Source organism: Acidovorax sp., assembly GCF_022763525.1.
In the GTDB taxonomy this organism is placed as follows: Bacteria; Pseudomonadota; Gammaproteobacteria; order Burkholderiales; family Burkholderiaceae_C; genus Acidovorax.
In genome coordinates this window covers 1-2946 of record NZ_JALEGG010000086.1, presented here as the reverse complement: position 1 = coordinate 2946, position 2946 = coordinate 1, and the positions used below count along the sequence as shown (strand labels likewise).

The 2946-nt window shown below is 65.9% G+C and carries 4 protein-coding genes and 1 pseudogene; 1 reads left to right on the top strand and 4 read right to left on the bottom strand.

Annotation, left to right across the window (positions count from 1 at the left end):
- Positions 1-86 precede the first annotated feature (86 nt).
- A complete protein-coding gene (cynS, locus tag MRY84_RS06650; protein WP_291504956.1) occupies positions 87-530 on the top strand; it encodes a cyanase in 444 nt (147 codons plus the stop codon).
- Between the two features lie 22 nt (positions 531-552).
- Here cynS and MRY84_RS06645 read toward each other — a convergent pair whose 3' ends face one another.
- From MRY84_RS06645 to MRY84_RS06630, 4 genes and pseudogenes are all read right to left on the bottom strand, one after another.
- The gene (locus MRY84_RS06645; RefSeq protein ID WP_291504955.1) at positions 553-1320 is read right to left on the bottom strand and encodes an anti-sigma factor; all 768 of its coding nucleotides are present in this window, start codon (positions 1318-1320) and stop codon (positions 553-555) included.
- Positions 1317-1919: a sigma-70 family RNA polymerase sigma factor gene (locus MRY84_RS06640; protein ID WP_291504954.1), complete on the bottom strand. Its 603-nt coding sequence runs from the start codon at positions 1917-1919 to the stop codon at positions 1317-1319. The genes MRY84_RS06645 and MRY84_RS06640 overlap by 4 nt, the downstream gene beginning before the upstream one ends.
- A 67-nt stretch (positions 1920-1986) precedes the next feature.
- A complete protein-coding gene (locus MRY84_RS06635) occupies positions 1987-2565 on the bottom strand; it encodes a DUF3455 domain-containing protein (RefSeq protein WP_291504953.1) in 579 nt (192 codons plus the stop codon).
- Between the two features lie 156 nt (positions 2566-2721).
- Positions 2722-2946: pseudogene (locus MRY84_RS06630) on the bottom strand (rubredoxin); the annotation flags it as partial.

Sequence of the window (2946 nt, the reverse complement as noted above, 5' to 3'; positions counted from 1 at the left end):
TGGATCGCGCCGGTTTCAATCCCTGTAGGCAAAGCGCAACCGAATCGCGCCCATTTCTAACCTCTCTTTATCAAGGAGCCATCACCATGAACCGCAACGACGTTACCGAAAAGATCATCAGCACCAAGGTCGCCAAGGGCCTGCAATGGGAGGCCATTGCCAAGAAGGTCGGCCAGTCCAAGGAGTGGACCACCGCCTTGTGCCTGGGCCAGATGACCGCCACGCCCGAGCAGGCCAAGATCGTCGGCAAGATTTTCGGCCTCACGGTCGAGGAGCAGAAGTGGCTGCAGGTGGTTCCCTACAAGGGCTCGCTGCCCACGCCCGTACCCACCGACCCGCTGATCTACCGCTGGTACGAGGTGGTGAGCGTGTACGGCACCACCATCAAGGAGCTGATCCACGAAGAGTTTGGCGACGGCATCATGAGCGCTATCGACTTCAGCATGGACATCCAGCGCGAAGCCAACCCCAATGGCGACCGCGTGAATGTGGTCTTGTCCGGCAAATTCCTGCCCTACAAGCAGTACTGAATTTGGGCCCAGGCCGTGTTCGTCACAGCACCTTGACGGCGCGGCCGATGAACTGAATGGGCCCCGTGGGCTTGCCAATCGGCGAGCCCGTGGGCGGTTCCAGCGTCAGCTCGAACAACTGGTTGGGCTGCAGCGGCGGCAGCTTGTCCAGCGGGATCTGCAGGGGCTGACCGGGCTGCACCAGGCCCAGCGATACGGGGCCGCTCCAGCCGTCGGCCTTGGTCCAGAACTCCAGGGCCTTGTCGGCCGGTACTTCGGCCATACCCAGCGGAATCAGGCTGATCTGCCGGGGCGAGCTGGCCTGCACCACCCAGCCCGGGGCCTTGTCATGCGGCGCGACCAACACCACCATGAACTGCGGCGGCGCGGCCACTGGGGCGGTGCGGGTGACGAGCACTGCCGCGAGCACCGTCGCCATGGCAAAGCCCGAGCCGGCGAGGGCCCGCCACAGGCCCAGGTGGTCCCACCAGCGCACGGACGGTTTGCGTTTTGTTTCTGCGCGGGGCGGTGCAACGGGTGTCGCAGTCTGTTGAGGGCTCGCCGCTCGCAGCGACTGGTCGATGCGCGCCCACAAGGCAGCGGGCGGCGCAATGGGCTCGGCCAACTGGGTCAGTGGCAGCAGGCGGGCTTCCCACTCGGCCACCGCCTGTTGCAGTGCTTGGTCACCGGGCAGGCGTTGCTGCACGGCTTTGCGATCTGCTGCGGGCAGGGTGCCCAGCACGTACTCGCCAGCCAGCACATGCAGGTCTTCCGGCGACGGGGTAGGCGGTGTGTTGCGCACGTCGGTCATGCCATGCACTCCCGCAGCGACACCAGGCTGCGCCGGATCCACGCCTTGACGGTGCCCAGCGGCGCGCCCAGGCGCTCCGCAATTTCGCCGTGCGAGCAGCCCTCCACATAAGCGTGCAACACGCAGCTGCGCCGGGCCGGGTCCAGGGCCTCCAGGCAGTGCTGGAGACGGCCCAGGCTGGCGTTGAGTTCAAAGGTTTCCTCGACCTCGTGGTGGGCCTGCACAGACATGTCGGCCTCCAGGGCTTGGGTGGTGGTGTCGTCCACATCAACGTGGCGGCTGCCGTCGCGCACTGCGTTCAGGGCCAGGTTGCGCACCACGCTGTAGATCCAGCCGCGTGCGCTGCCCCGGCTGGCGTCGTAGCTGGCGGCGCGGGTCCAGATGTTCACACAGGCATCGTGCACGATGTCCTCGGCCAGCGCGCGCTGGCGCACGATCCGCAGCGCCACGCCTAACAGCCGCGCGCCCTCCTGCGCGTATAGGCGGTGCATGGCATCCCGGTCGCCTGCGGCGCAGGCGGCCAAGGCGGCTTCATAGTCAAAATCGCCAGAGATGGGTTGCACGGTGCGCGGGCGGTGGGGCAGAAAGGGTGGGCGCATCGTAGCCCACCACCTCTCTTCCTGCCCGGGGTAGCCCCTGCCGGGCAGGGGATTGCGGTCGCGCGGTTTACGCGGCTTTCCAGAAGATGTAGTCGGCCTGGTACTTCACGATCTGGCGCTCGCCCTTGTTGGCGGTGGTGCAGGCGGCTGCAGGTGCCACACCACCCTTCAAGGCCACGCGCTGGATGAAGGTCACGCCGGTCATGGCGCCCGAACCCATGGCGGGGTTGGCCTTGACGAGCTGGTAGGGCAGGTTGCCGGTGCCAGCAGGCGCCACGGCCAGCTGGGTGGCTGTCAGCTTGGAGCCGTCGTTCGACTCCCAGGTAGCGGGCGGGCCGTAGTAGGTGCCCACTTGTTTGCCGCTGCGGTCATTCAGCACGGCCTTGGGGCCCACGAACACCCATTCGGTCTGGCCGGGCATGTTGGCCTTGTCGCGGCATTCGTAGGTGATCTCGCCCACGCCCACCGTTTCCATCGTCACCTTGTTACCCGCCGGAACCTTGATGCTGTCGGGAAGGCTGTCCTGCGAATACATGGGTTTGGGGGACGACGACATCATCGAGCCGCAGGCGCTCAGCAGCACGGCGGCGGCAATGGCACCCGCCAGGGGCAGCATGCGGGAGATGGGAGACGTGTGGACGGTCATGGCGTTTCTCTCTGGTCTATGGGTTGATAGGACAGCAGCAACAAGTTGCGCTGCTGTAGGTACTACCCACGAAAACGCCGTTTGGATGCAGTGGATGCCAAAAATTTTTTGCCTGTACCAGCCCGGTCAAGATTGCCACCCGGGCCCGAGGCTGCCTCAATGCAGGGTCAGCGGTCGGGTGGTGGTCTTGACCCGCACCACGGCCGCCCGGTGCTCATAGGGGGCCACCGGTTGACCCAGGATGGCGGCCGCCAGCGTGCGCGCCTGCCGGGCAATCGGTTCGATGTAGCGGCTGCACTGCCCGTCGATGCTGATGCAATCGCCCAGTGCATGGATGCGGGATACGCTGGTTTGCAGCGTGCCTGCGTCCACCGCAATGCC

Bases quoted from the DNA above. Each gene is read 5' to 3' on its own strand.
- cynS (WP_291504956.1), top strand. From the start codon at position 87: ATGAACCGCAACGACGTTACCGAAAAGATCATCAGCACCAAGGTCGCC.
- MRY84_RS06645 (WP_291504955.1), bottom strand. From the start codon at position 1,320: ATGACCGACGTGCGCAACACACCGCCTACCCCGTCGCCGGAAGACCTG.
- MRY84_RS06640 (WP_291504954.1), bottom strand. From the start codon at position 1,919: ATGCGCCCACCCTTTCTGCCCCACCGCCCGCGCACCGTGCAACCCATC.
- MRY84_RS06635 (WP_291504953.1), bottom strand. From the start codon at position 2,565: ATGACCGTCCACACGTCTCCCATCTCCCGCATGCTGCCCCTGGCGGGT.